Genomic DNA, 23,770 nt, shown 5'->3' on the forward strand with positions numbered 1-23,770 from the left:
GGGCGTGTCAGGAGATCCGGCGGACGAGGTAGGCCGTACCCCGCTCCGCCGGTTCCTCCCCGGCGTACTCCTGACCCCGCATCGCGCACCAGGCCGGGATGTCCAGGCGCGCGGCCTCGTCGTCGGCCAGCACCCGGACCGTGCCGCCGACCGGAACGTCCCCGATCACCTTCGCCAGCTCGATCACCGGGAGCGGGCAGCGCTTGCCCAGGGTGTCGAGGACCAGCTCCCCCGGGCGCGCGGCCGTCTCGGGGGCGGGCGGCGCGCCCAGCTTCTCCCGTACGCCCGCCACCACGCCCGGCAGCACCGACAGGAACCGCTCGACGTCCTCCTCCGGCGTCCCGGCGGGCAGTGACACCCGGACGTTGCCCTCGCTCAGCACTCCCATCGCCTTCAGCACATGACTGGGAGTCAGGGTGCTGCTGGTGCAGGAGGATCCGGACGAGACCGAGAAGCCCTCGCGGTCCAGCTCGTGCAGCAGGGTCTCCCCGTCGACATAGAGACAGGAGAAGGTGACGACCCCGGGCAGCCGGCGGACCGGGTCGCCCACCACCTCCACGTCGGGCACCGACCGAGGCACCCGCGCCCGGATCCGCTCGGTCAGCTCCCGCAGCCGTACCGCCTCCGCCGCCGCCTCCGCCCGCACCGCCCGCAGCGAAGCCGCCGCGGCCACGATCGCCGGGAGGTTCTCGAACCCCGCCGCCCGGCCCGACTCCCGCTCGTCCACCGGGCCGCGGAGCGCGAACCGCACCCCCTTGCGCACCACGAGCAGTCCGACCCCGGGCGGCCCGCCCCACTTGTGCGCGCTCGCCGTCAGCAGCGACCAGCCGCCGCCCACCGGCCCCCAGCCCAGCGACTGGGCCGCGTCCACCAGCAGCGGCACACCGGCCGCCCGGCACACCTCGGCCACCTCGGCGACCGGCTGTTCGGTGCCGACCTCGTGGTTGGCCGACTGCAGACAGGCCAGCGCGGTGTCCGCGCGCAGCGCCCGCTCGTACGACGCGGCGCTCACCGCACCGCCCCGGTCGACCGCGACCCGGGTGACCGTCCCGCCGTCCGCCTCGTGCGCCTCGGCCGAATGGAGCACCGAGGAGTGTTCGACGGATGACACGATCAGGTGACGTCCGACCCGGCGCCGGCCGGCCAGCGCCCCCGCGACACCGGTGTGCACCGCCCGCGTGCCGGACGAGGTGAACACCAGCTCGTCGGGCCGGCACCCCACCGCGGCGGCCGCCGCCTCCCGGGCCGCGTCCAGCAGCAACCGCGCCCGCCTGCCCTCCTTGTGGAGGCGGGCGGGATCGGCCCACCCCTCGTCGAGCGAGGCGAGCAGCGCCTGCCGGGCCACGGGGTGCAGGGGGGCGGCGGAAGCAGCGTCGAAGTAGGACACGTGCTCACGCTAAGCGCTCCGCGGGGGCCCGGGACAGTGCCCGGCATGCGACCGCGCCGCGGGGCGCGGGAATCCCCGCACGGCCCCTGGCCACCACGAACGGCGTACCGGCGGGCCGAAGAGGGCCGCAACTGGCCCGGCCAAAGCACGCCACTTCGGGGCATCCCACCCGTCGGCGTGACCCGCGGCGCGTTGGGCACCCCTCCCCGCGACCCGCCGGAAGGCGTCCAGTAGGGTTTGGTCCGCATAAACATCCAAACCCCTGCCCGACGCAGGGCGGCGACCGACCAGCGAGAAGGCAGGCCGCAGCCAACCGCGCGGGCGAGACTCTCGGGAAGGCGCTACGTGAGTCCCAACGGCTCCGACCGCTCGCCGCGGCGCCCGATGCGGCGGAAGCTGCTGCAGGCACTGACTGCGGGCCTGGTCCTGGCGACCGCGACCGGTTGCACATACAAGGACTTCCCCCGGCTGGGTATGCCCACCCCGGCCACGGAAGAGGCTCCGCGGATCCTCTCGCTGTGGCAGGGGTCCTGGGCGGCCGCGATCGCGGTCGGCGTGCTGGTGTGGGGTCTGATCCTGTGGAGTGCTTTCTTCCACCGGCGCAGCCGCACCAAGGTCGAGGTACCTCCGCAGACCCGGTACAACATGCCCATCGAGGCCCTGTACACGGTGGTTCCGCTCATCATCGTCTCGGTGCTCTTCTACTTCACGGCCCGCGACGAGTCGAAGCTCCTCGACGAATCCAAGAAGCCCGACGTCACGGTCAACGTCGTCGGCTACCAGTGGAGCTGGGCCTTCAACTACGTCGCTCCCGTCGCCGGTTCGGCGGGTGACGCGAAGACCGACAAGAACCTGCTGGCCATTCCGGACCGGTTCAAGAAGGACTTCCCGGCGAACGCCGGCGGTGTCTACGACTTCGGTACGCCGGCCACGCGGAACCCGCAGAACGGCAACCCGGGTCCGACCCTGTGGCTGCCCAAGGGCAAGACCGTCCGCTTCATCCTCACCTCACGGGACGTCAACCACTCCTTCTGGGTGCTGCCGTTCCTGATGAAGATGGACGTCATCCCCGGCCACACCAACTCCTTCCAGGTGACCCCCAACCAGGAGGGCACCTTCCGGGGCAAGTGCGCCGAGCTCTGCGGCCAGGACCACTCCCGGATGCTGTTCAACGTGAAGGTCGTCTCGCCGGACCGTTACGAGCAGCACCTCAAGGACCTCGCTAAGAAGGGGCAGACCGGTTACGTTCCCGCCGGCATCGCGCAGACGAGCCACGAGAAGAACCGGGAGACGAACAACCTGTGAGCATCCTCAACGAACCCCAGGGTGCCGCGGCGGCTGAGGGCTCTTACGAGAGCGAGCTGCCGGTCCGGCGCAAGCAACCCGGGAACGTGGTGGTGAAGTGGCTGACGACCACCGACCACAAGACGATCGGCACGCTGTATCTGGTGACGTCGTTCGCGTTCTTCTGCATCGGTGGCGTGATGGCGCTGCTGATGCGTGCCGAGCTGGCCCGGCCGGGCCTGCAGCTCATGTCGAACGAGCAGTTCAACCAGGCGTTCACGATGCACGGCACGATCATGCTGCTGATGTTCGCGACGCCGCTGTTCGCCGGCTTCACGAACTGGATCATGCCGCTGCAGATCGGCGCCCCGGACGTGGCGTTCCCGCGGCTGAACATGTTCGCCTACTGGCTGTACCTGTTCGGCTCGCTGATCGCGGTGGGCGGCTTCCTCACCCCCCAGGGTGCGGCCGACTTCGGCTGGTTCGCCTACGCGCCGCTGTCCGACGCGGTGCACTCGCCGGGTATCGGCGGCGACATGTGGATCATGGGTCTGGCCTTCTCCGGCTTCGGCACGATCCTCGGCTCGGTCAACTTCATCACCACGATCATCTGCATGCGCGCGCCCGGCATGACCATGTTCCGCATGCCGATCTTCACCTGGAACGTGCTGCTGACCGCGGTGCTGGTCCTGCTCGCCTTCCCGGTGCTGGCCGCCGCGCTGTTCGCCCTGGAGGCGGACCGCAAGTTCGGTGCCCACGTCTTCGACGCGGCGAACGGCGGAGCCCTGCTCTGGCAACACCTCTTCTGGTTCTTCGGCCATCCAGAGGTGTACATCATCGCGCTGCCGTTCTTCGGCATCATCAGTGAGGTCATCCCGGTCTTCTCCCGCAAGCCGATGTTCGGCTACATGGGTCTGATCGGTGCCACGATCTCCATCGCGGGTCTGTCCGTGACGGTGTGGGCCCACCACATGTACGTCACCGGTGGTGTGCTGCTGCCGTTCTTCTCCTTCATGACCTTCCTGATCGCGGTCCCGACCGGTGTGAAGTTCTTCAACTGGATCGGCACCATGTGGAAGGGCAGTCTGTCCTTCGAGACGCCCATGCTGTGGGCGACCGGCTTCCTGATCACCTTCACCTTCGGTGGTCTGACCGGTGTCATCCTGGCCGCGCCGCCGCTGGACTTCCACATCTCCGACTCGTACTTCGTGGTGGCGCACTTCCACTACGTCGTCTTCGGCACGGTGGTCTTCGCGATGTTCTCCGGCTTCCACTTCTGGTGGCCGAAGTTCACCGGCAAGATGCTCGACGAGCGTCTGGGCAAGATGACCTTCTGGATGCTGTTCATCGGCTTCCACGGCACCTTCCTGGTGCAGCACTGGCTGGGTACCGAGGGCATGCCGCGACGCATTCCCGACTACCTGGCGGCCGACGGCTTCACCGCGCTGAACACGGTGTCGACGATCTTCTCCTTCCTGCTCGGCCTGTCGATCCTGCCGTTCTTCTACAACGTGTGGAAGACGGCCAAGTACGGCAAGCCGGTCAACATGGACGACCCGTGGGGTTACGGCCGCTCCCTGGAGTGGGCGACCTCCTGCCCGCCGCCGCGGCACAACTTCCTCACCCTGCCGCGGATCCGCAGCGAATCCCCGGCGTTCGACCTGCACCACCCGGAGATCGCCGCGCTCGACCAGCTCGAGAACGCCGGTCACGGGGGCTCCGAGAAGGCCGCCCTCGCCGGTGGCAAGGAGGCCGGCAAGTGAAGATCCAGGGCAAGATGTTCATCTGGCTGAGCGCCTTCCTGCTCGTCATGGCGATCGTCTATGGCGTGTGGTCGAAGGAGCCGGCCGGCACCACGGCCCTCTTCCTCTCCTTCGGCCTGAGCATCATGGTCGGCTTCTACCTCGGCTTCACGGCCAAGCGGGTCGACGCGGGCGCTCAGGACAACAAGGAGGCCGATGTCGCGGACGACGCCGGTGAGCTGGGCTTCTTCAGCCCGCACAGCTGGCAGCCGCTCGCCCTCGGCGTCGGTGGCGCGCTGGCCTTCCTGGGTGTCGCCCTCGGCTGGTGGCTGCTGTACTTCGGAGCGCCGATCGTCTTCCTGGCGCTGCTCGGCTGGGTCTTCGAGTACTACCGCGGTGAGAACCGCACCCAGTAGCACACACTGAACACCGGGGAACCCGGGCACTCCATCGGACGAGTGCCCGGGTTCCCTCTTTTTGTCGTACCGGCATCCCCCGGACGGACGACCCACCGTGCCGGAGTTGACGAAGCTCCTTAGCGTGCTGCCATGAGCACCACACTGTTCTCGCGGGGCGCAAAGGCCGGTGTCAGCTGCACTCTTCTGGTGGTCGCCCTCGGCGCGGGCGTCACCGCCTGCGGTGCGGACGACAACCCCCTGGCCGCCGACCCCTACGACGCGGCGGACCAGATCTCCTTCAGCGGCCTCACGGAGGCCGGCAAGAAGGCCGACCCGGAAAAACCCCTGGTGGTCACCGCCTCGGGCTCCGAGGGGCGCATCACGGACGTCACCGCCGTGGACGCCACCGGGCGGCACGTCTCCGGTGAACTCGCCGCCGACGGCAGCCGCTGGCACAGCACCTCACCACTGGCCGCCGGCGCCCACTACACCCTCACGGTGAGCACCGAGAACGACGACGGCGCACCCGGCCGCAAGGTCGTCGGATTCGACACCAGCAAGCCCGCGACCACCAAGCGCCTGAACGTCACGTTCGGCCCGGAGGCGGGCACCTACGGCGTCGGCGAGCCCGTCGTGGCCGAACTGGACCAGCCCGTGAAGGACAAGGCGCAGCGCGCCGTCGTGGAGCGCGGCCTCCAGGTCGTGTCCACGCCCGCCGTGCAGGGCTCCTGGTACTGGGTGGACGACAAGCAGCTCCACTACCGGCCCAAGGACTACTGGCCCGCGAACGCCACCATCCAGGTGCACAGCACCCTCCAGGACATCCGCATCGGCGACCAGCTGTACGGCGGCACCGCCAAGCCGCTGACCATCACCACCGGGGACCGGGTCGTCGCCGTCACGGACGCGGCCACGCACCGGCTGACGGTCTACCGGAACGACGAGAAGATCAAGGAGATCCCCGTCACCACCGGCAAGCCCGGATTCGAGACCCGCAACGGTGTCAAGGTGGTACTCGCCAAGCAGTACTTCGTGCGGATGAAGAGCACCACCGTCGGCATCGCAGCGGGCTCCTCCGACTCCTACGACCTGCCGGTGTACTACGCCACCCGGGTCACCTGGAGCGGCGAGTTCGTGCACGCCGCCCCCTGGTCCGTCGGCTCCCAGGGCAGCGCCAACGTCAGCCACGGCTGCACGGGCATGAGCACGCCGAACGCCAAGTGGTTCTTCGACAACATCCACGAGGGCGACGTCGTCCAGGTCGTCAACTCCAAGGGCGACCCCATGGAGCTGTTCGACAACGGCATCGGCGACTGGAACCTGTCCTGGCAGAAGTGGCTCCAGGGCAGCGCCCTGGCCACCGGGACCCGGTCGGCCGCCCCGCAGGGGAACCAGGCGCGGCTGAGCCCGCAGAGCCTCTGAGACCACCACCCCGGGGCGGCCCGCACCCGCCGGGCAGCCGGCCGCCCCGGGGAGCCGCTCCTACACCAACGCGGGCTTGCGCAGCAGCGCGGCCAGTGCGGCGGCGAACTCCACCGGCTCCACCGGCAGGGTGACCGCCGCGTCCGCGCGGCTCCAGGTGGCCAGCCAGGCGTCCTGCGGCCGTCCGATGAGCAGCAGCACCGGCGGGCAGCGGAAGACCTCGTCCTTGATCTGGCGGCACATCCCCATGCCGCCCATCGGCACGGCCTCGCCGTCCAGGACGCAGACGTCGATCCCGCCCCGGTCCAGCTCGGCCAGGACCGCCGCGGGCGTGGCGCACTCCACGAACTCCACGAGGGGCGCGTCCTGGGCCGGCCGCCGGCCCGTGGCCAACCGCACCTGCTCCCGGGTGTTGGCGTCGTCGCTGTAGACCAGGACCGTCGCGGTCGCCTGCATTGTTCCTCCACGCCTCTTGAGAAGAGCTTGAGAAGACACAGCATTGTGCGGGACTTCCGGGTACCGATGGCGCGGATGCTACTCCCTCGCGGACCCGCTCAACACCGCCTTGAACACCCCTTCGATGGGCCATACGGGCTGGACACACCCCACAGACACTCCGAACGGCACCCCCCGGAGTGAGGGCGGGATAAGCGACCGACATAATGTCGGTCGTGGCGACAGCAACGACAGTAGAAACCGGGCACGCGCACCCGTCGGTCAACCGGCCGAACCTCACCAGCGTCGGAACCATCATCTGGCTGAGTTCCGAGCTGATGTTCTTCGCGGCCCTCTTCGCGATGTACTTCACCCTGCGATCGGTGACGGGTCCGGCGCACTGGAAGGAGATGGCGGACCACCTCAACGTCCCCTTCTCGTCGGCGAACACCACGATCCTGGTGCTCTCCTCACTCACCTGCCAGCTCGGCGTCTTCGCCGCCGAGCGCGGTGACGTGAAGAAGCTCCGGGGCTGGTTCATCGTCACCTTCATCATGGGTGCGATCTTCATCGGCGGTCAGATCTACGAGTACACCAGCCTGGTGAAGGAGGACGGGCTCTCCCTGTCCTCCGACCCGTACGGCTCGGTGTTCTACCTGACCACCGGCTTCCACGGCCTGCACGTGACAGGCGGTCTCATCGCCTTCCTGCTGGTCCTCGGCCGTACCTACGCGGCCCGGAGGTTCACCCACGAGCAGGCGACCGCGGCCATCGTCGTGTCCTACTACTGGCACTTCGTCGATGTCGTCTGGATCGGCCTCTTCGCCACGATCTACCTGATCAAGTAGCCGACGAACCGATCCAAGTCCGCAAAGCATCGACGCAGAAGATCCTGACACCGGGGTAATCCGTGAAAAAGCTCTCCGCACGACGACGCCATCCGCTGGCGGCGGTCGTCGTCCTCCTTCTCGCGCTGGCGGCCACGGGGGGGCTGTACACCGCGTTCGCGCCCGCGAGCAAGGCGAAGGCCGACGACTCCGCTCAGTCCCTCACCATCGAGGAGGGCAAGAAGCTCTACCAGGTCGGCTGCGCAAGCTGCCACGGCACCGGTGGTCAGGGCACCACTGACGGTCCGTCCCTGGTGGGCGTGGGCGCCGCCGCAGTCGACTTCCAGGTCGGCACCGGCCGTATGCCGGCCCAGCAGCCGGGCGCTCAGGTCCCGCGCAAGAAGGTCATCTACACGCAGCCCGAGATCGACCAGCTGGCGGCGTACATCGCCTCCCTGGGTGCCGGCCCGGCCGTGCCCACGAAGAACGAGTACAGCCCCCAGGGCGCGGACATCGCCAAGGGTGGTGAGCTGTTCCGCACCAACTGCGCCCAGTGCCACAACATCACCGGCAAGGGCGGTGCGCTCACGCACGGCAAGTTCGCGCCGGACCTCGCGGGCGTCGACCCGAAGCACATCTACGAGGCCATGCAGACCGGCCCGCAGAACATGCCGTCGTTCCCCGACACCACGATGTCCCAGAAGAACAAGAAGGACATCATCGCGTACCTGAACGCGGTCAACGGCGACCAGACGGAGAACCCCGGCGGTCTGGAACTGGGCGGCCTCGGGCCGGTCAGTGAGGGCCTGTTCGGCTGGATCTTCGGGCTGGGCGCCCTGATCGCCGTCGCCGTGTGGGTCGCCGCCCGGACCGCAAAGGCCAAGAAGTCATGAGTAGCCAAGACATTCCAGAAGAGAACCTGCCTGCCGAGCAGGGCACGGCGCACGGCGCCGTAGGGGTCGCGGACGACAAGAACCCGTTCGCCGACCCGGGCCTGCCGCCCCACGAGCACCGGATCCAGGACATCGACGAGCGGGCCGCCAAGCGGTCCGAGCGTGCCGTCGCCCTGATGTTCACGGTGTCGATGCTGGCCACCGTCGGCTTCATCGTCTCGTACGTGACCATCCCGAACGACAAGTCGATCTACGTCTTCCCGATCGGGCACCTCAGCGCGATGAACTTCGCGCTGGGCCTGACGCTGGGCGTGGCGCTGTTCTGCATCGGCGCGGGCGCGGTCCACTGGGCCCGCACCCTGATGTCGGACGCGGAGGTCGCCGACGAGCGTCACCCGATCGAGGCGTCCCCCGAGGTCCGTGCGAAGGTCCACGCGGACTTCAAGCAGGGTGCCAAGGAGTCGGCGATCGGCCGCCGTCCGCTGATCCGCAACACCATGCTGGGCGCCCTCACGCTGGTGCCGCTGTCCGGGCTGTTCCTGCTGCGCGACCTGGGCCCGCTGCCCAAGGAATCGCTTCGCCACACCATGTGGGCGAAGGGCAAGCGCCTGGTCAACATGAACACCAACCAGCCGATGCGTCCCGAGGACATCGCCGTCGGCTCGCTCACCTTCGCCAAGCCCGACGGCCTGGAGGAGACGAGCGAGGAGTTCCAGCAGGAGATCGCCAAGGCGGCCCTGATGATCGTCCGGCTGCAGCCGGACAACATCAAGGACAAGCGCGAGCTGGAGTGGTCGCACCAGGGTGTCGTGGCCTACTCGAAGATCTGCACCCACGTCGGTTGCCCGATCTCCCTGTACGAGCAGCAGACGCACCACGTGCTGTGCCCGTGCCACCAGTCCACCTTCGACCTCTCCGACGGCGCCCGAGTCATCTTCGGCCCGGCCGGTCACGCCCTGCCGCAGCTGCGCATCGGCGTGGACAGCGAGGGGTACCTCGAGGCGCTCGGCGACTTCGAGGAGCCCGTCGGTCCTGCATTCTGGGAGCGCGGATGAGTACTTCAGCGAGCAACCCGTCCCGCGCGCGCGGGAAGGCACCGGCCGGCGAGAAGCTCGCCGACTGGGCCGACGGCCGGCTGGGCATCTACAGCCTGGCCAAGGCCAACATGCGCAAGATCTTCCCCGACCACTGGTCGTTCATGCTGGGTGAGGTCTGCCTCTACAGCTTCCTGATCATCATCCTCACGGGTGTGTATCTGACGCTGTTCTTCCACCCGTCGATGAACGAGGTGGTGTACCACGGCAGCTACGTCCCGCTCCAGGGACAGCTGATGAGCGAGGCGTTCAACTCGACCCTGCACATCTCCTTCGAGGTGCGCGGTGGTCTGCTCATCCGGCAGATCCACCACTGGGCCGCGCTGATCTTCCTCGCGGGCATGTTCGTGCACATGATGCGTGTGTTCTTCACCGGCGCGTTCCGCAAGCCGCGTGAGGTCAACTGGATGTTCGGCTTCCTGCTGTTCGTCCTGGGCATGTTCACCGGTTTCACCGGTTACTCGCTCCCGGACGACCTGCTGTCCGGCACCGGTGTCCGTTTCATGGAGGGCGCGATCCTGTCCGTGCCGATCGTCGGCACGTACATCTCGTACTTCCTCTTCGGCGGCGAGTTCCCCGGTCACGACTTCGTGGCCCGGTTCTACTCGATCCACATCCTGCTGCTGCCGGGTATCATGCTCGGCCTGGTGGTCGGCCACCTGATCCTGGTCTTCTACCACAAGCACACGCAGTTCGCGGGCCCCGGCAAGACCAACAACAACGTCGTCGGCATGCCGCTGCTGCCGGTCTACATGGCCAAGGCCGGAGGCTTCTTCTTCCTGGTCTTCGGTGCCATCGCGGCCATCGCGGCGATCGCGCAGATCAACCCGGTCTGGGCCATCGGCCCCTACCGTCCGGACCAGGTGTCCACCGGCGCCCAGCCCGACTGGTACATGGGCATGGCCGAGGGTCTCATCCGTGCGATGCCCGGCTGGGAGATCAACTTCTGGGGCCACACGCTGGTCCTGGGCGTGTTCATCCCGCTGGTGCTCTTCGGTGTGGTCCTCGCGGTCATCGCGCTGTACCCGTTCATCGAGTCCTGGGTCACCGGCGACCGGCGCGAGCACCACATCCTGGACCGTCCGCGCAACGTCCCGACCCGTACGGCCTTCGGTGCGGCGTGGATCGCCTGGTACTTCGTGCTGCTGGTCGGCGGTGGAAACGACCTGTGGGCCACCCACTTCCACCTGTCGATCAACGCGATCACCTGGTTCGTGCGCATCGCGTTCTTCCTGGCGCCGATCGTCACCTTCGTCGTCACGAAGCGGATCTGCCTCGGCCTGCAGCGCCGGGACAAGGACAAGGTGCTGCACGGCCGCGAGTCCGGCATCATCAAGCGCCTGCCGCACGGTGAGTTCATCGAGGTCCACGAGCCGCTCAGCCAGGAGCAGCTGTACACCCTCACGGCCCACCACCAGTACGAGCCGGCCGAGATCGGCCCGACGGTCGACGAGAACGGTGTCGAGCGCAAGGTCGGGGGTACGGAGAAGCTGCGCGCCAAGCTCAGCAACGCGTACTTCGGTGAGGACAGCCAGATCGCGAAGCCGACCGTCGAGGAGTACAAGGAGATCACGAGCGGCCACGGCCACCACTGATCACTGACCCCTGAGCGTCGCCACGCCAGGCCGAAGGGCCCCGTCCTCCCCCAAGCTCAGAAGAGCAGGGGGTGCCCCAATCCCGGACGGGGCCCTTCGCCGTGCCCGGGGCTGGATAGGGTGGACATCGGTACGAGAGATAGCGTCCGGGAGCCCCGGGCACCGATTCAGGAGCGGCTTATGAGCGCTGTGACCCCCGCTGGAGGCGACACCGCGGCGGGCCGTTCCTGGCCCCGGATGCTGAACGGTCTGCTGGAGGGCCGGGACCTGGTCGCCGACGACACCGCCTGGGCCATGGACCGGATGATGGGCGGCGAGGCGACCGACGCCCAGATCGCGGCCTTCGCGGTGGCCCTGCGCGCCAAGGGCGCCACCGTCGAGGAGATCACCGGCCTCGTCCGCACGATGTACGAGCACGCCAACGTGATCCAGGTGCCCGGCGCCACCGTCGACATCGTCGGCACCGGCGGCGACGGCGCCAAGACGGTGAACATCTCCACCATGTCCTCGATCGTCGTCGCGGGCACCGGCGCGAAGGTCGTCAAGCACGGCAACCGGGCAGCGTCCTCCGCCTCCGGCGCCTCCGACGTCCTGGAGAAGCTCGGCGTCAACCTCGACCTGACGCCGCGGCGGGTGGTCGAGGTCGCCGAGGAGGCCGGGATCACGTTCTGCTTCGCGGTGAAGTTCCACCCGGCGCTGCGCCATGTGGGCGCCGCCCGCGGGCAGTTGGGCATCCGCACGGTGTTCAACCTGCTCGGTCCGCTGACCAACCCGGCCAAGGTGAAGGCCCAGGCGGTCGGCGTCGCGGTGGCGCACGAGGCGCCGATCGTGGCGGGCGTCTTCGCCGAACGCGGCAACTCCTCCCTGGTCTTCCGCGGCGACGACGGGCTCGACGAGCTGACCACCACCGCGACCTCGCGGGTGTGGATCGTCCGGGACGGCAAGGTCACCGAGGAGGCCTTCGACCCGCGCGACGTCGGCCTGGACCTGGTGCCGGTGGAGGCGCTGCGCGGCGCGGACGCCTCCTACAACGCCGAGGTCGCCCGCCGGCTGCTGGAGGGCGAGAGCGGCCCCGTGCGGGACGCCGTCCTGCTGAACTCGGCGGCGGCCCTGGTCGCCCTGGAACCGGGCTCGGGGACGCTGGCGGAGCAGATCCGGGCCGGGATGGAGAAGGCCGCCGAGTCGATCGACTCCGGGGCGGCCCGGCGCACGCTGGAGCGCTGGGTGGCCGCCAGCAACGCCTGAGCCGTGCGGCGCGGCGCGGGGCGCGGTCCACGATCCGGACCGCGCCTTGCGCCGGGAAGATCGTGTGGCAAGATGTTGGACCAGGTCATGAGTGACAGCCATGTGGCCCCGGCCGGCTGTCCGGCAACCCTCCGTCCGTGGCGGGGTGCCCCGGGTGAAGACCAGGTCGTAGGCAGCGAGGTCTACGGCAAGCGCGGACCCCTCGCATCACCAGGGGTCCTGGTCGTACGAGGGAGCCTTCCGTGAGCAACCGAATGCGTTAGGGCGACCGGCCCCGAGGCCGCAGAGCCCCGCCTCCGCACACCTCTTCTCACTCCACCACGCTGGAGCCCTGTCCGCTCGCGTGGTGGATTCGCCCTGCTTTCACGGGAGTTCACCCATGTCTGTCTCCACCGTCGCCGCCGACCAGTCCGTTTGTGCCCCGCTGCCCGTTCTGGGACGGGATGTGACCGTGCCGCTGGTGACCGGCGGCGAGGTCACCTACGCGGCCCTCGACTACGCGGCCAGCGCCCCCGCGCTCCAGCGGGTCTGGGACGACGTGGCCGCGTACGCCCCCTACTACGGCAGTGTCCACCGCGGGGCCGGCTACCTCTCGCAGCTCTCCACCGACCTGTTCGAGAACGCCCGCCGCACCGTCGCCGGGTTCCTCGACTGCCGCGCGGACGACCAGGTGGTGTTCACCCGCTCCACCACCGACTCCCTCAACCTGCTGGCCCGCGCCGTCCCGGCCGACTGCCGGGTGTTCGTCTTCGAGACCGAGCACCACGCGTCCCTGCTGCCCTGGCGCGACGCGCAGGTGACCTACCTCAACGCCCCGCGCACCCCGGAGCAGGCCGTGGCGACCCTGGAACGGGCGCTGGCCGACCGCGAGCCCCACGGCCCCGCCCTGGTCTGCGTCACCGGCGCCTCCAACGTCACCGGCGAGCTGTGGCCGGTGCGGGAGCTGGCCGCCGCCGCCCACGCGCACGGTGCCCGGATCGTCCTGGACGCCGCCCAGCTCGCCCCGCACCACCCGGTGTCGGTCAAGGACCTCGACGTCGACTGGGTCGCCTTCTCCGGGCACAAGCTGTACGCCCCCTTCGGCTCCGGTGTGCTGGCCGGGCGCGCGGACTGGCTGCGGGAGGCCGAGCCGTACCTCGCGGGCGGCGGCGCCAGCCGCCGGGTGACGCGGCGCGCGGACGGGGGAGTGGAGGTGCAGTGGCACGACAGCGCCGCCCGCCACGAGGCCGGCTCGCCGAACGTCATCGGCGCCTACTCGATCGCGGCGGCCTGCAAGGCGCTGACCGAGGCCGGGTTCGACACGCTGGTGGCCCGCGAGCAGTACCTCATCGGCAAGGTGCGCGACGGGCTGGCCGGGGTGCCCGAGGTGAAGGTGCTCTCCCTGTTCGGGGACGACGCCCCGCGGGTCGGCGTGCTCTCCTTCGTGGTGGCGGGCTGGAACAGCTCGCACTTCGCCGCCGCGCTCTCCGCCGAGTACGGCATCGGGGTCCGCGACGGCCTGTTCTGCGCCCACCCGCTGGTGCGCACCCTGCTCGGCAGCGACCCGCAGACCCAGGGCGAGTGCGGCGCCCCCGAGGCCGCGCCCGGCGAGAAGTCCCTCAACGCCATCCGCGTCAGCTTCGGCGCCGGCACCCCCGACGAGCACGTGGAGCGCTTCGTGGCGGCGGTGCGGGAGCTGGTGGCCGAGGGCGCGAAGTGGACGTACCGCACCGAGGACGGCCGCTGCGTGCCCGCCGTGTGAGGACCCGCGTCCCGTGGCCGGTGACGAGCCGGCGCTGTGCCGCGGGAGGCCGCGGCGGACGGTGCTCCGGGGGCGGCGGTCGGACGGTCAGGAGTCCAGCCCGATCGCGAACGCCGCCTCCAGGTCGTGCTGCGAGTACGTGCGGAAGGCGACGTGCGTGTCCGTGGCCTCCACGCCGGGGATCTTGCTGATCCGGCCGGGGATGATCTCCGCCAGGTCCTCGTGCCGGCCCACCCGCACCATGGCGATCAGGTCGTAGGTGCCGGTGACGGAGAAGACCTCGCTCACGCTCTCCAGCGAGGCGATCCGCTCGGCGATCTCGGGGATCCGGTCCACGCTGGTCTTGATGAGGACGATCGCGGTGATCACGGCTGGTTCTCTCCCTCGGGGGCCGGAGCAGGGGTGGCCTTCACTCTAGTCGGCCGCCCGAACCTGGCCCACGCGTAGCCGAAGCCGAGCGCGAAGCCGATGACGTGGGCCAGGTAGGCCACGCCGGGCCCGTCGGGGGCCCGGCCGGCGGCCAGCCACTGCAGGGCGGCCCAGAAGGGCAGGACGACCCAGGCGGGCAGGCGCAGCGGCAGGAAGAAGAGGAACGGCAGCACGCTGGTGACCCGGGCCCGGGGGAACAGGTAGAGGAAGGCGCCGAGGACCGCCGAGATCGCCCCCGAGGCCCCGACCAGGGTCTGGCCGGAGTCCGCGTGGGCGCCGGCGTACCCCAGCAGGGCCAGGTAGCCGCAGCCGAGGTAGAACAGCGTGAACTCGACGCGGCCCAGGCGTTCCTCCGTCAGCGCGCCGAAGACGTGCAGGAAGAGCATGTTGCCGAGCAGGTGCACCCAGCTGCCGTGCACGAACAGGGCCGTGGCGGGGGTGAGCGCGGCCCGGGCGGAGCCCGTGAACAGGTCGGCGGGGATCACGCCCCAGCGCCGGAAGTAGGCCTGCTGGGCCTGGAGCAGGGTGTCCCCGGTGCCGTGGGCGGGGAGGAGTCCGGCGGCCGGGCTGATCGCGAAGGCGGCGCAGCACAGGACGATCAGGGCGGTCGTCACCGGCGCCGATGTGGACCGGACCGCCCTGAGTGCCCTGACCGTCCGGGCGGCCACCGCGTTCCTGGAGCTGATCATGTGTACAGAGCATGACGTAACAGGACGCATCCGCACACACCGCCTCGCCGCCGTGGACAGCCGGGCGCCGAGTGGCCTCCAGGCCGTAGGGTTACGAGCCGGCGCACCGGGGAAGCCGGCGCGTCGCGGAATCCGGAAGGAAAGTGAGCAGCCCGATGACGGTTCCCCTGCCGACCGCCACGACGCGGTGGCGCTGCACCCTCTGCGGCAACCTCACCCGTTTCGACGTGACGCGCTCCTCGAAGGTCGTCGAGTACGTCCACCTCGACCTGGCCGGGGAGCCCACGGTCGAGGAGCGCGAGGTCGTCAGTGAGACCATCGAGTCGGTGCGCTGCCGCTGGTGCAACGCGGTGGACAAGGTGGAACTCGTGGACAGGCCGGGCGCCGGCTCCTGAGCGGAGCGGACCCGCACAGGCGACCCCGGGAGGGGTCCCGTGAGGCATTGGGGTGACGGATGGCGCAGACACGAGGCGGGGAGCCGGGCGACGGCGCCGCTGAGGTGCTCGACTGTCCGCTGCCCGACGGCGTGCGCCGCAGGGTCGTGCAGATCGTGGCCGACGCCTTCGGCCGGCTGACCGTCGCCGAGCTGCCCGCGCAACTGCGCCAGTACGCCCGGTTCGCGCCCAACCGCCGGGCCAAGTTCGCCGGCAACGCGATGGCGGCGGCGCTGGAGACCGACACGCTGTTCCGGCAGCGGGTCGGGGAGAAGTTCCGGGAGGCGCAGGCGGAGCTGTGCGACGCCCTCGACTCCGGCGCGCCGCCCCCGGCCGCGGACCCGCTCGACGTGGCCGCCGCGGCCTACGTCCTGCGCCCGGCGGGCTGGGTGAAGCTGGTGACCGCCGCGGGCGAGGAGGCGCTGCGGGCGCACGCCGAGCGCGCCGAGGAGGAGAGCCGCGCCGAACTGGAGCGGCTGCGCGAGCAGCTCGCCGCCGCCCGCGAGCAGGCCCGCGCCGAGACCGAACGCCTGCGCACCGAGCTGGACGCGGCGCGCAAGGAGGCCGATTCGCTGCACCGCAAGCTGCGCGCCGCGCTCAGCGACGTCAAGCGCGGCGAGGCGGCGCTGCGCAAGACGCGCGGCGAGACGGAGACGGCGCGCGCCGAGGCGCAGGTGCAGGTGTCGGCCGCCGAGAGCGAGAACCGGCGGCTGAAGGCGCGTCTGGGCGAGGCGGAGGCCGCCCTGGAGGCCACCCGCAAGGCCGCCCGTGAGGGCCGCAGCGTCGAGGACATGCGGGTGCGGCTGCTGCTGGACACGGTGCTCGACGCCGCCCAGGGGCTCCGGCGCGAACTCGCCCTGCCGCCGGTGTCCGTACGGCCCGCCGAGACCGTCGACGCGGTGGAGCCGGGCCGGATGACACCGAAGGACATCGCCGCCCGTGCGCTGTCCGAGCACGACCCGGCGGTCCTCGACCAGTTGCTCGCGCTGCCGCAGGTCCATCTGGTCGTCGACGGCTACAACGTCACCAAGACCGGCTATCCCCAGATGCCGCTGGAGAAGCAGCGTCTGCGGCTCCTCGGGCAGCTCTCGCAGCTCGCCGCGCAGACCGGCGCCGAGGTCACCTGTGTCTTCGACGGGGCCGAACTGGCCGCGCCGGTGCTGCTGGCGCCGCCGCGCGGGGTGCGGGTGCTGTTCTCCAAGCCGGGTGTCACCGCGGACGAGCTGATCCGTCAGCTGGTGCGCGCCGAGCCGCCGGGCCGGCCGGTCATCGTCGCCTCCACCGACCGCGAGGTGGCCGACGGTGTCGCCCGCGCGGGGGCGCGCCCGGTGGCGTCGGCGATGCTGCTGAAGCGTCTGTCCCGCGGCTGAGGACGGGCACGGGCGGGCCGCGGTGGCCCGCCGGCCGCTCCCCTGGATCCGCAAAACGGTCATAAGCCGATCTACGTCTCATTCACAACGTAGAGGTTTGATGCCCGAATTGACGGATCCGTCACGCAACGTAGCGTCAACCGTGCCTCACCCCTGGTGAGTTGAGGGCAAAGAATGCGGGCTGTGACGGAATTTCTTGGTGGGAGGATTTGAATTCATCACGATGAGGTCACTAGGGTCTGGGCTCGAACCTCCGAGCGGGTGGTCACTCACAAGAAGGAGCTTTCTTCCGTGGCGTCCCACCGTCGACCCAAACAGCCCAGTCGCGCACGCGTGACGATGCTCACCACCGCGGCCGCCGCCGCCGTCGCGATCAGCGCGCAGGCGGCCAACGCGGCTCCGAGTGAGAAGCCGAGCAAGGACGAGGTCAAGTCCAAGGTCGACGCGCTCTACGAGCAGGCCGAGCAGGCCACCGAGAAGTACAACGGGGCCAAGGAGAAGCAGGAGAAGCTCCAGAAGGAGATCTCCACCATCCAGGACAACGTCGCGCGCGGTCAGCAGGACCTCAACAAGCTGCGCGACGGCCTCGGTTCGATGGCGGCGGGCCAGTACCGCTCCGGCGGCATCGACCCCTCCCTCCAGCTCTTCCTCTCCTCGCATCCGGACGAGTACCTGGACCAGGCCGCCACCCTCGACCAGGTCAGCGGCCAGCAGGCCGACGCGCTGAAGAAGATCCAGGACAAGCAGCGCCAGCTCGCCCAGCAGCGCGCCGAGGCCACCGCCAAGCTCAAGGACCTCGCCGCCACCCGCACCGAACTGGGCAGCAAGAAGAAGGAAGTCCAGGGCAAGCTCGCCGAGGCGCAGAAGCTGCTCAACACGCTCACCGCCAAGGAGAAGCAGCAGCTCGCCGCCGCCGAGCAGACCCGCGCCACCCGGGGCACCGAGCGGGTCTCCATGGGCAAGATCACCCCGGGCAGCGGCCACGCGGGCGCCGCCTTCTCCGCCGCACAGAGCAGGATCGGCAGCCCGTACGTCTACGGCGCCACCGGCCCGTCCTCCTTCGACTGCTCGGGGCTGACCTCCTGGGCGTACGCGCAGGCCGGCGTCTCCATCCCGCGCACCTCCGAGGCGCAGGCCAACGCGGGCCAGCGCATCTACTCGCAGAGCCAGCTCCAGGTGGGCGACCTGGTCCTGTTCTACGGCGACCTGCACCACGTCGGCCTCTACGCCGGCAAGGGCATGGTCCTGCACGCCCCGCACACCGGTGCCAACGTGCGCTACGAGTCGATCGGCAACATGCCCTTCCAGTTCGGCGTGCGCATCTGACGCGGCGCCACCCCGCACCCGCGCCTCGGCCACCGCACGCACACCGTCTGCCCCGGCCTGCGCACCGCACACCCCGGCACGCTGTCACACCGCCCGAACGGGCGAATCGCATCAACGCACGCTGACCCCGCGCCCCGCCCCTGACCTGTGTCGGAGGCGGGGCGCCCGGTTGTGCGCCCCCCGAGGTCTTTGGCCGGTGCCCGTCGGCGCGGCTACTGTCGGGCGCGTTTCCCCCCCTGCCGCCGCGGCGCGTGCGCCCGGCACACGGCAGCGGGGAGACAGTCCGTGCTGGCCAGTGGAGGAGTTCGGCTTCCTGTGGGGTCCCATCGCCGCCTTGCACCATCCGCGTCCGACCGGGGCACCGGTGCCGCCCGCGCCGCCGTCACCCTGCTGTCCGCGGCGGCCGCCGCCCTCGGCGCCCTCCCGGTCACCTCGGCCGCCGCGGCGCCGCACGGCGACCCGCGGGCCGAGGTGGACCGGCTCTACCACGAGGCCGAGCAGGCGACCCAGGCCTACGACCGGGCCGACGAGCGCGCCGATGTGCTGCGCCGTCAGGTGCGCGACGCACAGGACCGCATCGCCCGGCACCAGCAGCACGTCAACACGCTGCGGGAGTCGATCGGTTCGGTGGCCGGGGCGCAGTACCGCTCCGGCGGCATCGACCCGTCCCTGGCGCTGCTGTTCTCCCGCGACCCGGCCGAGTACCTCGACAAGGCGACCACGCTCGACCGGATCGGCGCCCACCAGGCCGGCGAACTCCAGGAACTGCGCCACGCCCTGCGCGCACTCGCCCAGGAACGCGCGGAGGCCACCGGCGCACTGGCCGAGCTGGAGAAGAGCCGCAGGGCCGTCGCCGCCCACAAGCACACCGTCGAACGGAAACTGGCCCGGGCCAGGCGGCTGCTCAACTCCCTCACCCGCTCCCAGCGCGACGCCTACGAGCGGGCCTCCCGCTCCGCCGGCGACGGCCCCCTGTCCGGCCGCGACGACCTGCTGTCCGGTCCCGGCGGGGGCCCCGCCGCCTCCGCGCGCGCGGCCGCCGCCGTCGCCGCGGCCCGCTCGGCCCTCGGCCGTCCCTACGTGTGGGGCGCCAACGGCCCCTCCGGGTTCGACTGTTCGGGCCTCATGCAGTGGGCGTACGCCCAGGCCGGGGTGCACCTGCCGCGCACCTCGCAGGAGCAGCGCTACGCCGGCCGGCGGATCCCGCTCTCCCAGGCCCGCCCCGGCGACCTCGTCGTCTACCGCTCCGACGCCAGCCACGTGGCGATGTACGTGGGCGACGGCCGGGTGATCCACGCCCCCTACCCGGGCGCCCCCGTGCGCTACGACTCCGTGCACATGCTGCCGGTCTCCTCGGTCACCAGGGTCTGACGGCGCACCCGAGCGGTCGTACGATCGGAAAATGGCTGGTCGAGGGCGGGTGCCGGGAACGATGGCGGCGGCGGCGTCCCTGCTGCTCGCCTCACTGACGGCCTGCGGCGGGCACTCGGCCACCGACACCGCCCGTGACCAGGTGCAACGGCTGCTCGACTCGCGTGCGGCGGCGGTCCTCCACCACGACCCGGCGGCCTACGCCACCACCGGCGACCGGGCGCCGTACACGAAGCTCGACGCCGTCCCGTTCACCGCCTGGTCCTACCGCGTCACCGCCCTGCACCGCAGCGGCGGCCGCACCACCGCCGACGCCGACCTGAGCTACCGGGTGACCGGCTACGACACCGCCCCCGTCACCGTCGGGCGCTCCCTGACGCTGTCCACCACCGCCGACGGGAAGTGGTACGTCGACTCCGACCGGCCCGCGCGCGGCTTCGCGCAGCAGCTGTGGGACCAGGGGGCCGTGTCGGTGGTGCGCGGCCGCAGCAGCATCGTCCTCGGCGTCGGACAGAGCGCCGGGGCGCTGCGCGGTTACGCCGGGCTGGCCGACCAGGCGGTGCCCGCCGTGTCGGACGCCTGGGGCACGGACTGGAGCCGGCGGGTGGTCGTGCTCGTCCCCGGGTCGCTGGACGGGATGGCGGCGCTGCTCGGCTCACCCGCCGACGACTACCGAGGCATCGCCGCCGTCACCACCGGCGAGGCGGGCGGCGGCGTCCGGGCGCCGGCCGACCGGGTGGTCATCAACCCGGACGCGTACAGCCTGCTCGGCCCGCTCGGCAGACAGGTCGTGCTCACCCACGAGACCACCCACGTCGCCACCCGCACCCACACCGACGCCGCCACTCCGCTGTGGCTGTCCGAGGGCTACGCCGACTGGGTCGGCTACCGGCGCTCGGGACGCACCCCCGAGCAGGCCGCGCCCGAACTCCAGCACGCCGTGGCCGACGGGCAGGTGCCCGCCGCGCTGCCGTCCGACAAGGACTTCGGCTTCGCCGGGGACCCCACCCGTCTCGCGCAGGCCTACGAGGGCGGCTGGCTGGCCTGCCGGATGATCGCCGCCCACTGGGGCGAGGACCGGCTTGACGCCTTCTACCGCGCCGTCGGCGCGCACCAGCGCCGGGCGGGGGCGGTAGAGGACGCGCTCCGCACGGAGCTGGGCACGACCCTCCAGCGGTTCACCGGGCAGTGGCGGGAGTACGTGCGGGCGCAGCTGGGATGAGGGGGTGCGGGGCCGAGGGGAGCCGCGGGGGCGCGGGGGAGGGTTCCGGAACAGGGGCCTTCGGGTGGGGGAGCCTGCGGGGGACTTCGGCGGGGAGAGCCTTCAGGAGGCGGGGGAGGGCTGCCTGCCGTGGGCGGCGGTCTGCTCCGGCAGGGACGGCTGCCCGCCTTCCGCGGCGGGGTGCCACAGCCTGCGGGCCGCGCCGACAGCGGCGGCCACCAGCAGGCCGTTGCGCAGGAACAGCAGCGTGAGGCCGAGCAGGTCGCTCGCCACGACGTTCCCGAAGTACACCGGGAACTCCAGCACCGTCACGAAGGCCGCGGCCAGGACCAGACCGACCGGCAGCCGCATCCGGCTCCCCGCGAAAGTCCCGCAGACCGCACCGAGCCCCACCAGCCACACCAGGTACTGCGGACTGATCACGCGGCTGGTGACCGTGAACAGCAGCACCGCCGTGAACGCGGCGTCCGCGACCGTGTGCGGCGCCGGGGACGGCACCTGGTGCCGCGCGGTCCGCCGCGAGCGCAGCCGCCACCACAGCAGCCAGCCGAAGGCCGCCGCCGTCAGCGCCTGGGCGCCCGCGCTCACCGCGCCGACGTGCGGACCGATGAACTCCATCGAGCCGTAGTGGAGCCGGACCTCACCGTGCCAGCCGAGGTGCCGGGCCACGTGCAGGACGAGCGCGCCCAGGGACTCCACCTCCGTGCCCCGGCCGCCCTGCGCGCCCAGGAACGACAGCGCCCCGGGCACGAGGGCCGCGCACAGCGCCACCGGCACGGCCGCCGTCACCGCCGCCGCCGTCCACGCCCGCCGCCCGGCCGACGCCCGCACCCCCGCCAGCAGCAGCACCGGCCACACCTTGAGCAGCGCCCCGAAGCCCGCCAGCGCCCCCAGGACACGCGGTCTGCGGGTGCCCGCGAGGAGCGCGGCCACGGCCACCGCGGTCACCATCACGTCGTAGCGGGCGTACAGGGTCGGGCCCAGCAGGGGCGCGCCCGCCGTCCACACCCAGGCACCGCGCAGCGGGCGCCCGGGCCGCCGGCCGCCGTACCGCAGCAGGCACAGCACCGCCAGGTCCGCCGCGCACGCCAGGACGAAGAACGCCGGGGCGTAGCCGAGGAACGGCAGCGCCGCCGGGGCGAGGACGGCGAGCGCGGCGCCGGGCGGGTACTGCCAGGCGACGTCACCGGAGGGGAAGACGCCCTGCCGCAGCACCTCGTACCAGTCCCGGTAGATCACCGACACGTCGCTGGTGACGTCCGGGCCCGGGAAACCGACCACCCCGGACACGACGAGCAGCAGCACCGCCCGGGTCACCGCCCAGGCCGCCAGGAGCCCCGCCCAGGGCACCGCCCGGACCGCCGCCGGGGGCCCGGCCGGACGCCCCGCCGTCCCCGCCTCGTCCACCACGGCCTCTCCCCGTCCCTTCGCACCTACTGCCGTCCCGGGCTCCCATGCTCTCCGGGCCCCGGTGCGCGGGCCACGCGAGTACCGCCGCACGGGGGCCGGCGGGGCGGGCGGACGGCCGCGAGGGGGCCGGGCCGGGCGGGGATCCGGGGCGGGCGGGCCGATTGGGTAGGGTCTGCGGCGATGCACAAGACCCTCGTCGTCACCAACGACTTCCCGCCCCGCCCCGGCGGGATCCAGGCGTTCCTGCACAACATGGCGCTGCGGCTGGACCCCGAGCGGCTCGTCGTCTACGCCTCCACCTGGAAACGGAGCGCCGAGGGCGTCCGGGCCACGGCCGCCTTCGACGCGGAGCAGCCCTTCACTATCGTGCGCGACCGTACGACGATGCTGCTGCCCACCCCGGACGCCACCCGGCGCGCGGCCGGACTGCTGCGGGAGCACGGCTGCACGTCGGTGTGGTTCGGCGCGGCGGCCCCGCTGGGGCTGATGGCCCCCGCGCTGCGCAGGGCCGGGGCCGAGCGGCTGGTGGCCACCACCCACGGCCACGAGGCCGGCTGGGCCCAGCTGCCCGCGGCACGGCAACTGCTGCGCCGCATCGGGGAGTCCACGGACACGGTCACCTACCTCGGCGAGTACACCCGCTCCCGGATCGCCGCCGCGCTGACGCCCGCCGCGGCCTCGCGGATGGTGCAGCTCCCGCCGGGCGTGGACGAGAAGACCTTCCACCCGGGATCCGGCGGCCACGAGGTGCGGGCCCGGCTCGGGCTCACCGGCCGGCCGGTGGTCGTGTGCGTCTCCCGGCTGGTGCGGCGCAAGGGGCAGGACACCCTGATCCGGGCCATGCCCGCGATCCTCTCCGCCGAGCCGGACACGGTGCTGCTGATCGTGGGCGGCGGACCCTACGAGAAGGACCTGCGGCGGCTGGCGCGCGAGACCGGCGTGGCCGCCTCCGTACGGTTCACCGGACCGGTGCCCTGGAGCGAGCTGCCCGCCCACTACGGCGCCGGGGACGTCTTCGCCATGCCCTGCCGCACCCGGCGCGGCGGACTCGACGTCGAGGGCCTCGGCATCGTCTACCTGGAGGCGTCCGCGACCGGACTGCCCGTCGTCGCCGGGGACTCCGGCGGCGCGCCCGACGCCGTGCTCGACGGTGAGACCGGCTGGGTCGTGCGCGGTGGCTCCCCCCAGGAGACCGCCGACCGCGTCACCGCCCTGCTGGCCGACGGGGAACTGCGCCGCCGGATGGGTGAGCGGGGCAGGCAGTGGGTCGAGGAGAAATGGCGCTGGGACCTGCTGGCGGAACGCCTGCGAGAGCTGCTCTAGCGGGCCGGAGGGGACGAGGGGACGCGCGCGGCCTTCGGGGGCGGGGGCGGAGCCTCGCGGGGGTGCGCGGGAGTGCGCCTCGCGGGGGTGCGCCCGGCGCGCTCGCCGGGACGGGCGGCCGGCGGGTGAACTC

The 23,770-nt window shown here is 71.4% G+C and carries 21 protein-coding genes and 1 riboswitch; of the genes, 16 read left to right on the plus strand and 5 right to left on the minus strand.

Features of this window, described 5'->3' with window-relative positions:
- Positions 1 to 7 precede the first annotated feature (7 nt).
- On the minus strand, positions 8 to 1,387 hold the full coding sequence (locus ABZ719_RS02280; RefSeq protein WP_366723360.1) for an aminotransferase class V-fold PLP-dependent enzyme: 1,380 nt from the start codon (positions 1,385 to 1,387) through the stop codon (positions 8 to 10).
- Between the two features lie 345 nt (positions 1,388 to 1,732).
- On the opposite strand from ABZ719_RS02280, the gene coxB reads away from it, so the two are divergent.
- From coxB to ABZ719_RS02300, 4 genes are all read left to right on the plus strand, one after another.
- Positions 1,733 to 2,692: a cytochrome c oxidase subunit II gene (gene coxB, locus ABZ719_RS02285; protein WP_366723361.1), complete on the plus strand. Its 960-nt coding sequence runs from the start codon at positions 1,733 to 1,735 to the stop codon at positions 2,690 to 2,692.
- Positions 2,689 to 4,434: a cytochrome c oxidase subunit I gene (gene ctaD / locus ABZ719_RS02290; RefSeq protein WP_366723362.1), complete on the plus strand. Its 1,746-nt coding sequence runs from the start codon at positions 2,689 to 2,691 to the stop codon at positions 4,432 to 4,434. The genes coxB and ctaD overlap by 4 nt, the downstream gene beginning before the upstream one ends.
- Positions 4,431 to 4,829 carry a cytochrome c oxidase subunit 4 gene (locus ABZ719_RS02295; RefSeq protein ID WP_037855887.1) on the plus strand — a complete coding sequence of 133 codons (399 nt, stop codon included), beginning with the start codon at positions 4,431 to 4,433 and terminating at the stop codon, positions 4,827 to 4,829. Before ctaD ends, ABZ719_RS02295 begins: the two co-directional genes overlap by 4 nt.
- 132 nt (positions 4,830 to 4,961) lie before the next feature.
- On the plus strand, positions 4,962 to 6,233 hold the full coding sequence (locus ABZ719_RS02300) for an Ig-like domain-containing protein (protein WP_366723363.1): 1,272 nt from the start codon (positions 4,962 to 4,964) through the stop codon (positions 6,231 to 6,233).
- A 60-nt stretch (positions 6,234 to 6,293) separates the two neighbouring features.
- On the opposite strand, the gene ABZ719_RS02305 is transcribed toward ABZ719_RS02300, so the two are convergent.
- Positions 6,294 to 6,689 carry a hypothetical protein gene (locus tag ABZ719_RS02305; protein ID WP_366723364.1) on the minus strand — a complete coding sequence of 132 codons (396 nt, stop codon included), beginning with the start codon at positions 6,687 to 6,689 and terminating at the stop codon, positions 6,294 to 6,296.
- Positions 6,690 to 6,895: 206 nt separating this feature from the next.
- On the opposite strand from ABZ719_RS02305, the gene ABZ719_RS02310 reads away from it, so the two are divergent.
- The 6 genes from ABZ719_RS02310 to ABZ719_RS02335 all read left to right on the plus strand — a co-directional run bounded on the left by ABZ719_RS02310 (position 6,896) and on the right by ABZ719_RS02335 (position 14,063).
- Positions 6,896 to 7,516: a heme-copper oxidase subunit III gene (locus ABZ719_RS02310; protein WP_009188180.1), complete on the plus strand. Its 621-nt coding sequence runs from the start codon at positions 6,896 to 6,898 to the stop codon at positions 7,514 to 7,516.
- 62 nt (positions 7,517 to 7,578) lie between these two features.
- Positions 7,579 to 8,388 carry a c-type cytochrome gene (locus ABZ719_RS02315; RefSeq protein ID WP_366723365.1) on the plus strand — a complete coding sequence of 270 codons (810 nt, stop codon included), beginning with the start codon at positions 7,579 to 7,581 and terminating at the stop codon, positions 8,386 to 8,388.
- Positions 8,385 to 9,443, plus strand: a complete 1,059-nt coding sequence (locus ABZ719_RS02320; protein WP_366723366.1) for a Rieske 2Fe-2S domain-containing protein — start codon at positions 8,385 to 8,387, stop codon at positions 9,441 to 9,443. Before ABZ719_RS02315 ends, ABZ719_RS02320 begins: the two co-directional genes overlap by 4 nt.
- Positions 9,440 to 11,077, plus strand: coding sequence for a ubiquinol-cytochrome c reductase cytochrome b subunit (locus ABZ719_RS02325; RefSeq protein ID WP_366723367.1), 1,638 nt, complete (start codon positions 9,440 to 9,442; stop codon positions 11,075 to 11,077). Before ABZ719_RS02320 ends, ABZ719_RS02325 begins: the two co-directional genes overlap by 4 nt.
- Before the next feature lie 180 nt (positions 11,078 to 11,257).
- Positions 11,258 to 12,322, plus strand: a complete 1,065-nt coding sequence (trpD, locus tag ABZ719_RS02330; protein WP_366723368.1) for an anthranilate phosphoribosyltransferase — start codon at positions 11,258 to 11,260, stop codon at positions 12,320 to 12,322.
- Between the two features lie 83 nt (positions 12,323 to 12,405).
- A riboswitch (SAM riboswitch) is annotated at positions 12,406 to 12,522 on the plus strand.
- Positions 12,523 to 12,701: 179 nt separating this feature from the next.
- Positions 12,702 to 14,063, plus strand: a complete 1,362-nt coding sequence (locus ABZ719_RS02335; protein WP_366723369.1) for an aminotransferase class V-fold PLP-dependent enzyme — start codon at positions 12,702 to 12,704, stop codon at positions 14,061 to 14,063.
- Between the two features lie 87 nt (positions 14,064 to 14,150).
- On the opposite strand, the gene ABZ719_RS02340 is transcribed toward ABZ719_RS02335, so the two are convergent.
- Together ABZ719_RS02340 and ABZ719_RS02345 are read right to left on the minus strand one after the other, a co-directional pair.
- On the minus strand, positions 14,151 to 14,432 hold the full coding sequence (locus ABZ719_RS02340; RefSeq protein WP_018567420.1) for an Lrp/AsnC ligand binding domain-containing protein: 282 nt from the start codon (positions 14,430 to 14,432) through the stop codon (positions 14,151 to 14,153).
- On the minus strand, positions 14,429 to 15,181 hold the full coding sequence (locus tag ABZ719_RS02345) for a rhomboid family intramembrane serine protease (RefSeq protein WP_366723370.1): 753 nt from the start codon (positions 15,179 to 15,181) through the stop codon (positions 14,429 to 14,431). Before ABZ719_RS02345 ends, ABZ719_RS02340 begins: the two co-directional genes overlap by 4 nt.
- A 155-nt stretch (positions 15,182 to 15,336) precedes the next feature.
- Here ABZ719_RS02345 and ABZ719_RS02350 point away from each other — a divergent pair, with 155 nt between their 5' ends.
- The 5 genes from ABZ719_RS02350 (at position 15,337) to ABZ719_RS02370 (ending at position 20,904) form a co-directional block, all read left to right on the plus strand.
- Positions 15,337 to 15,576 (plus strand): hypothetical protein, encoded by a 240-nt coding sequence (locus tag ABZ719_RS02350; protein WP_018567422.1) that lies wholly within the window; start codon positions 15,337 to 15,339, stop codon positions 15,574 to 15,576.
- Positions 15,577 to 15,635: 59 nt separating this feature from the next.
- Positions 15,636 to 16,985 carry an NYN domain-containing protein gene (locus ABZ719_RS02355; RefSeq protein WP_366723371.1) on the plus strand — a complete coding sequence of 450 codons (1,350 nt, stop codon included), beginning with the start codon at positions 15,636 to 15,638 and terminating at the stop codon, positions 16,983 to 16,985.
- 291 nt (positions 16,986 to 17,276) lie between these two features.
- Entirely contained in the window at positions 17,277 to 18,311 is a 1,035-nt protein-coding gene (locus ABZ719_RS02360) for an NlpC/P60 family protein (RefSeq protein WP_366723372.1), read from the plus strand.
- 315 nt (positions 18,312 to 18,626) lie between these two features.
- Complete coding sequence (locus ABZ719_RS02365; RefSeq protein WP_366723373.1) at positions 18,627 to 19,682, plus strand: NlpC/P60 family protein; 1,056 nt, start codon at positions 18,627 to 18,629, stop codon at positions 19,680 to 19,682.
- Positions 19,683 to 19,713: 31 nt separating this feature from the next.
- On the plus strand, positions 19,714 to 20,904 hold the full coding sequence (locus ABZ719_RS02370) for a hypothetical protein (RefSeq protein ID WP_366723374.1): 1,191 nt from the start codon (positions 19,714 to 19,716) through the stop codon (positions 20,902 to 20,904).
- 102 nt (positions 20,905 to 21,006) lie between these two features.
- Here ABZ719_RS02370 and ABZ719_RS02375 read toward each other — a convergent pair whose 3' ends face one another.
- The gene (locus ABZ719_RS02375; protein ID WP_366723501.1) at positions 21,007 to 22,254 is read right to left on the minus strand and encodes a glycosyltransferase 87 family protein; all 1,248 of its coding nucleotides are present in this window, start codon (positions 22,252 to 22,254) and stop codon (positions 21,007 to 21,009) included.
- A 240-nt stretch (positions 22,255 to 22,494) separates the two neighbouring features.
- Here ABZ719_RS02375 and ABZ719_RS02380 point away from each other — a divergent pair, with 240 nt between their 5' ends.
- Positions 22,495 to 23,637, plus strand: coding sequence for a glycosyltransferase family 4 protein (locus ABZ719_RS02380; protein WP_366723375.1), 1,143 nt, complete (start codon positions 22,495 to 22,497; stop codon positions 23,635 to 23,637).
- Positions 23,638 to 23,770 lie beyond the last annotated feature (133 nt).

The organism is Streptomyces sp. NPDC006743, from assembly GCF_040703815.1.
Lineage (GTDB): Bacteria > Actinomycetota > Actinomycetes > Streptomycetales > Streptomycetaceae > Streptomyces.

What these genes read in the sequence shown, in the direction of transcription:
- ABZ719_RS02300 (WP_366723363.1), top strand. Translation starts at nt 4,962, where the DNA reads ATGAGCACCACACTGTTCTCGCGGGGCGCAAAGGCCGGTGTCAGCTGC.
- ABZ719_RS02305 (WP_366723364.1), bottom strand. Translation starts at nt 6,689, where the DNA reads ATGCAGGCGACCGCGACGGTCCTGGTCTACAGCGACGACGCCAACACC.
- ABZ719_RS02310 (WP_009188180.1), top strand. Translation starts at nt 6,896, where the DNA reads ATGTCGGTCGTGGCGACAGCAACGACAGTAGAAACCGGGCACGCGCAC.
- ABZ719_RS02320 (WP_366723366.1), top strand. Translation starts at nt 8,385, where the DNA reads ATGAGTAGCCAAGACATTCCAGAAGAGAACCTGCCTGCCGAGCAGGGC.
- ABZ719_RS02325 (WP_366723367.1), top strand. Translation starts at nt 9,440, where the DNA reads ATGAGTACTTCAGCGAGCAACCCGTCCCGCGCGCGCGGGAAGGCACCG.
- trpD (WP_366723368.1), top strand. Translation starts at nt 11,258, where the DNA reads ATGAGCGCTGTGACCCCCGCTGGAGGCGACACCGCGGCGGGCCGTTCC.
- ABZ719_RS02335 (WP_366723369.1), top strand. Translation starts at nt 12,702, where the DNA reads ATGTCTGTCTCCACCGTCGCCGCCGACCAGTCCGTTTGTGCCCCGCTG.
- ABZ719_RS02345 (WP_366723370.1), bottom strand. Translation starts at nt 15,181, where the DNA reads ATGATCAGCTCCAGGAACGCGGTGGCCGCCCGGACGGTCAGGGCACTC.
- ABZ719_RS02350 (WP_018567422.1), top strand. Translation starts at nt 15,337, where the DNA reads ATGACGGTTCCCCTGCCGACCGCCACGACGCGGTGGCGCTGCACCCTC.
- ABZ719_RS02355 (WP_366723371.1), top strand. Translation starts at nt 15,636, where the DNA reads ATGGCGCAGACACGAGGCGGGGAGCCGGGCGACGGCGCCGCTGAGGTG.
- ABZ719_RS02370 (WP_366723374.1), top strand. Translation starts at nt 19,714, where the DNA reads ATGGCTGGTCGAGGGCGGGTGCCGGGAACGATGGCGGCGGCGGCGTCC.
- ABZ719_RS02380 (WP_366723375.1), top strand. Translation starts at nt 22,495, where the DNA reads ATGCACAAGACCCTCGTCGTCACCAACGACTTCCCGCCCCGCCCCGGC.